Annotated in this window: 5 protein-coding genes; all 5 read right to left on the bottom strand. The window is 39.5% G+C overall.

Annotated elements, in window-relative coordinates; translation table 11 throughout:
- Positions 1-315 precede the first annotated feature (315 nt).
- The 5 genes from E5A76_RS18775 to trpS all read right to left on the bottom strand — a co-directional run bounded on the left by E5A76_RS18775 (position 316) and on the right by trpS (position 5,290).
- Positions 316-930, bottom strand: coding sequence for a DUF2799 domain-containing protein (locus E5A76_RS18775; RefSeq protein WP_053987600.1), 615 nt, complete (start codon positions 928-930; stop codon positions 316-318).
- A 330-nt stretch (positions 931-1,260) separates the two neighbouring features.
- Entirely contained in the window at positions 1,261-1,833 is a 573-nt protein-coding gene (locus E5A76_RS18770) for a DUF2913 family protein (RefSeq protein ID WP_161119853.1), read from the bottom strand.
- 240 nt (positions 1,834-2,073) lie between these two features.
- Positions 2,074-2,418: a hypothetical protein gene (locus E5A76_RS18765; RefSeq protein ID WP_008988665.1), complete on the bottom strand. Its 345-nt coding sequence runs from the start codon at positions 2,416-2,418 to the stop codon at positions 2,074-2,076.
- Positions 2,419-2,522: 104 nt separating this feature from the next.
- Positions 2,523-4,232, bottom strand: a complete 1,710-nt coding sequence (locus tag E5A76_RS18760) for a VRR-NUC domain-containing protein (protein WP_237459213.1) — start codon at positions 4,230-4,232, stop codon at positions 2,523-2,525.
- A 41-nt stretch (positions 4,233-4,273) separates the two neighbouring features.
- On the bottom strand, positions 4,274-5,290 hold the full coding sequence (gene trpS, locus E5A76_RS18755) for a tryptophan--tRNA ligase (RefSeq protein WP_161119852.1): 1,017 nt from the start codon (positions 5,288-5,290) through the stop codon (positions 4,274-4,276).
- Positions 5,291-5,565 lie beyond the last annotated feature (275 nt).

The following is a 5,565-nucleotide window of genomic DNA, read 5'->3' as shown; positions in this document are numbered from 1 at the left end:
CGATTAAATGCATCACTTACGTCATATAAATAAATTTAATAAAAATATCGATATATTGGGAAAATGTGGCTAAAAAACGAACATTGCATTCGTCTGCTTATTTAGGCATCTAACATAGGAAGAAATGGTTGGTATTGAATGGTGTAGAAGGAATTGTGTTGCATTAGCAGAACGTGTGATCTGTCGTTAGCCATATTGGGTGTTTAGCAGATAGGAGAGTGCCGTTTTTTGCTAGGCGATGGTGAGTGTTATAAATAGCACAACCTGCCATATGAGCGTTTAGCCACGCTTGACAGGTTGTTCTAAGTTGACTTGTTAGTACTGCTTATTGAGCTTTTCTTGCAGTTTATTGAGCTCTTGTCTTAGTTTGTTGAGCTCGTGTTGTTTTCTTTTAATATCGTTAGGTTTGTTATTGATTTCATCAATTTCATCTAACTTTTCACGGCGTTCACGAGAAGAGAGATTGTCGTAAATTAAACTGTTTTTTAAATCGTTTAATCTTTCTTTTTGGTGATCTACGTCATATTGCTCCATTCGTAAATCACGTTCAGCATTTTCTACGCGTTCTTTCATATGGTGGAGTTCTTGTCCTCGGTTGTAGCCTTTTAAAAAGGCTGCTGCGGTTTTTTGTGGACAAACCCCTTGATAGCTATTGCCATTTGAGCCAACGAAAAAGCCGTGGCTTTCGGTACAGTAGCTGATTAAGCCTTTCTGATAACCTGTTTGATACTGAGCAAAGTCAGCGCGTACATTGTATTCAGAGCAAGCTGAACTACGTTCATTAAATTGTGATGGTGCAGCACCTTGTGAACCATCAACATAACCTAGTGCATTCCAATTCGCGGTCTCACATTCTTGCTGATTCATTACCGAACAAGCTGTCAATGTTGAGCATAGAAGGAGTGTTGCTGTTAGAGTTTTTATCGTCATGGCTAACTTGTTGTCAGAAATAAAGGGCAATACTTTATAGGTATCATTATTGAAAATAAAGCTAGATACTTTCTTTAATATAGAAACAAATGCAGCATGTTGCATCTAGTGAAATGGCATGTCATCACGTAATGAAAGATAGAAAAGTGGCAGTAAATTTAGAAAAAATAGCTGGAGAATAAGCCTTTAGCAGTCATAACAGTAAAGGCTCTTAGTCGATAAACGTGGGATAATGACGTGAAATGTATTGTGTAGATGAGTGACTGAAAAGTAATCGATTAACTGATCAAAAATGGCACTGTGAAAATGAAGTCAGCTAATGGTGTTAAATTACAGGCGGAAGAGCTCAATTCGTAAGTGTTGCTCATCTTCATATGCCACAACAGACTGGAAGCCTACACTCTTTTCGATAATGGCAGAGAAGCGATCTTTTAGTGCTTCATCACCAATAAACAAGATTTGGGTGGACTTGATCATCAAACCGTCTTCATCAAAACTTGAGGTTAAATCTTCGTCCACCACACAGACCAAAACGTTACCAAAGCGTGCATTGAGATCAATGGCATGAGCAAGTGAATATTGTGCTTTGGTATTTAACTCTGTTTCGATTTCTTGGATCAAAGCAATGAATTGATACAGATCTGTTGAGCTGTTGTGGACTAAGCGTTCACGTTCTTGATTCAACGTACCTTCTAAATCGGCATTGAGTTTACGTCCGATCTGAACCCATTGTTTGGTATTTTTCTTCACTAATCGATATTGATTAGCTTTGACGATCGGCTTTAGATATTGAACCAGTACATTATTTTTTTCTGCGAGGCTTAGGCGTTGATCTAGCTTTTTGAACTCTAGGTGTAATAGGGCGTTAGTACTAATGTCTAATAATAATTGGGAGTGGTTCATTCGCGTACCGAGTTGGAACAGGTATTAATAATAAGTTCGTACTATTACGAGGTAATAGAGTCGCTCACCGTTGTGAACTCTTTTCTAAGCGAGTCATAGTAACATGTTTACATTAAGAGTGGCAGAGGCAATCAGAAAGCTTATCAATATTAGATGTTTGCTATCTATTTATTTAAGGAATATCTCACTCTTTAGTTCGTATTATTTGCGATAAAGAGCGAGATAACTCAACACTAACACTTAGTGCACAAACGTGGTTTTTTCTGTCTGGCTGGTTGCGGTAATGTCACCGGCAGGATTTAACAAGTGCGGCAAGATTTTAGGTAAATTTAATTCAATGTCTTTATCTTCGACAGGGTTAATAACTTTATTGTACCAACCCAGCAAACCTAATACGGCATAACCAATGGCATCGTCGCTGTCACGATGCTCTAAGATGATTTGAAGAAAACGTAAGATAGCCTTATCTGTAGTTTTTGCTTGCTCTAACGTTGCGTTATATACCGCTGTTGATTCGTCGATTAACCCTTCGTATTCCGTTTCAATCGATACTTTGAAAGAGCCACCGTCTACTGTAATTTTCATGTTCTAAACATACCTGTTATTGCGAATGTCGGCATCTTATCTTATTCATTCGCGGCTTTTGTTACGCTATCTCAATAAATATGCGCGATAGACAACAATATTTATCATTTATCTAGATAGGTAACATAAGCGACTTGGGCTGGGATCTGATGTTGTGCAAAAAATGCCAACCAGCGAAGTTGATGGTTTTGTAATTTATCGCCAGGGCCTTTGACTTCTACCCATTGATAACCTGTATCGTTAAACATGATCAAATCAGGCATTCCTGAGCGGTGGTGGCGTAAGTCTTTTAGTAATCGACGTAACATTGCGGCTAATTGTATGGGGGGTATATGGCTTAATGCCAATGTAAGTGCTTGCTGACTAAATAGCTCCCAGTGTACCCAGTAGTTAGTGATCCCATGTTTTTGCTCAAAGTGTGTTTGCCAACTATTAAAGTGACCTTGTTCAATTGCTTGTAGCCGCGCATCAATTAAATCTTGTCGCTGGCGGTAAAACTCCTCACTAAACATATCCAATGGCGCTAATTGATAAGGGTTAATAAAGCTACCTTTGATGGGTGCAAAGATAATGTCCCACATAGCTAAGCCAAAAAGACTGTTGAGAAAGTGGTTCTCAAGATAGAACACTGTCCAGCCTTGGGAGGCAAAATAACTTGCGGTACAGTGCTCCACTCGTTGATGCTCATAATTAGCAAGTTGTAACTGTATTGCCTTTGGAGTAAAGGCTTTGGGGGGAGTGAATGGTTGATTGACGGATTTAGCGAGTTTTTTCTCCAGCCGGATACTTACTTCCAACTCATCGTCATCCTGTGGATTATGCTGAATGTGTTTTGTTAGAGCATAAGCTGTTTGGTATTGCTGCTGCGCCATCAGAATACGGATTTGTCGCTCGCGGCTTGGCGTGCGTTTGCTTTGACGAAATAGTGAAAGAGCAACGTCATATTGCTGGTTTCGCTCTAGATCTCGTGCCATATGGTTGATCAGTTTTTGGCGTTTGTTTTCTAACGGCAACCATGTTGATTGACTCGGTAATGCCTGCGCAAGGGTGGTTATGGCTTCATAGTCTTTTATTTCATGCGCTTGCCAATACTGATCAGCAAGCTCTGTGAGTGCTAACCACTGATCGATTTGCTCGGTCGTGTGAAACAGTTGCGTGCTGGCATCTATCGGGTAGTTTTCAAACTTATGTAACCCTAAATCACTTAATACAAATTGGCTGAGATCTTGATGACTATTACCAAAAAATAGCAGCAGAAACTTAGTCAGTAGTGCTTGTTGTTGCACCATAACGATGGGATCATCAATAATGCTGAGTAAGTATTCGCTATCATTATTTTTCTCGATTTTTCTGATGATGTCATTTTTCTTATCTGCTTTTGAGACAAGTTCAGGTAACAAGGTGAGTAACTCGGGCTTGGTATAGAGGCTAAAAATGTCAGTCAGTGTAATAGCATGCTGCTTATATAAGTGAGAGATGTCATTACTGATCATGCCATGCTGAATCAACTGATCTTTTGCTTGTTCAATATTGGTGATTTCAGCGTATTTCAGTTTATTAAAACGAAATAATACTCCTTTACGTGATAGTAAGCGGATCAGTAGCATTTGTGCATCGGTTGAAAGCTGGTAGAAAGATTGTAACCAGCGTTTTTCATCAACGCTTAATAATGACGAGTGGTATTGCGCTATGGTTTTAAGCAGCGCGTTAAAGTTGTGAAGGTAGTAATCTTGTTTGAGTTCAATGGCTGCCATATAACTGCACTGTGTGATTGGACGGCTATGTTTATCTGAAAATCGAGTCAGTATAAACATAGCTGTCTTTATCCCCAAGTGACTCAGAGATATGCAAACAATTAGAACAGATTAAGTCCAAATGCACCCTTCACATCTTGTAATACAAGTTGCGTTTCTTGATGGGCTTTTTCGGTGCCTTTCTTTAGTACTTCAACTAAGTAGGCTTTATCACTTAAGTATTCCTCGCGACGCTGACGGATTGGAGCGATTAAATCTTGCAAACACGCTTCTAAGATTTTCTTGGTAGTACCGTCACCTAAACCACCACGTTGGTAATGCTCTTTTAGCTCTGCAACATAGTTTTGATCTGAGTGGAAAGCATCAAGGTAAGTAAATACCACATTCCCTTCAATAGTACCTGGATCTTCAACACGTAGGTGATTAGGGTCGGTGTACATTGATTTCACTGCTTGGCTAATTTGCTTACTGTCTGCGCCTAACGTGATGGCATTTCCCATTGATTTAGACATTTTATTTTTACCGTCAGTACTCGGTAGACGTGCCACATTACTCAATAGTGCTTGGCATTCCACCAAGATCTCTTTACCTGCAATATGGTTAATTTTACGAACGATTTCGTTGGTTTGTTCCAACATCGGTAATTGGTCATCACCTACAGGGATCAAGTTAGCTTTAAACGCTGTTATATCGGCAGCTTGCGAGATTGGGTAAGTTAAAAAGCCAGCAGGAATGGAACGACCAAATGCTTTTGATTGGATCTCATTTTTAACGGTTGGGTTACGCTCAAGACGAGAAATCGACACCAAGTTTGAGTAGTACATGGTGAGTTCGGCTAACGCTGGCAGTGATGATTGTAAACAAATGGTGGTTAAGTTGGGATCGATACCGACTGCGAGATAATCAGCGACCACGTTTAAAATATTTGATGCGACTTTTTGAGGATTATGACCATTATCAGTCAACCCCTGCATATCAGCGACAAGGATAGTTTGTTGGTATTGATGTTGTAATTGAATACGCTGTTGTAGTGAGCCCACATAGTGACCAAGGTGAAGTGGACCTGTTGCGCGATCGCCAGTAAGAATAACGTTAGTATGTTGAGTCGATGTTGTCATAGTGCTCTCCAAAAAAATAATTGTTGCTGCCGGAGAGGGATGAAACGAAATCTTGTTTGTTCGTGGCAAACCTTACGGCAGCGTATGAACATAAGAATAAGATGTGTTAGTTCAGCGCCGCTCTAGTAAGAGCGCCACCAACAAAAAGAGGAGTGAGGTGTACTTAATCGTAATTTCATAATAAAAACAATATTCCTTTTATATTTTTATATCAAGCATTTTATGCTTGATTTTGTTTATTAAAATTGAAAACTAAGCCCCGATTTATTGAACAT

This window comes from Photobacterium lucens (assembly GCF_009873615.1).
GTDB lineage: Bacteria > Pseudomonadota > Gammaproteobacteria > Enterobacterales > Vibrionaceae > Photobacterium > Photobacterium lucens.
The sequence above is the reverse complement of the archived record's forward strand: the minus strand, read 5'-3'. Positions and strand labels throughout refer to the sequence as shown.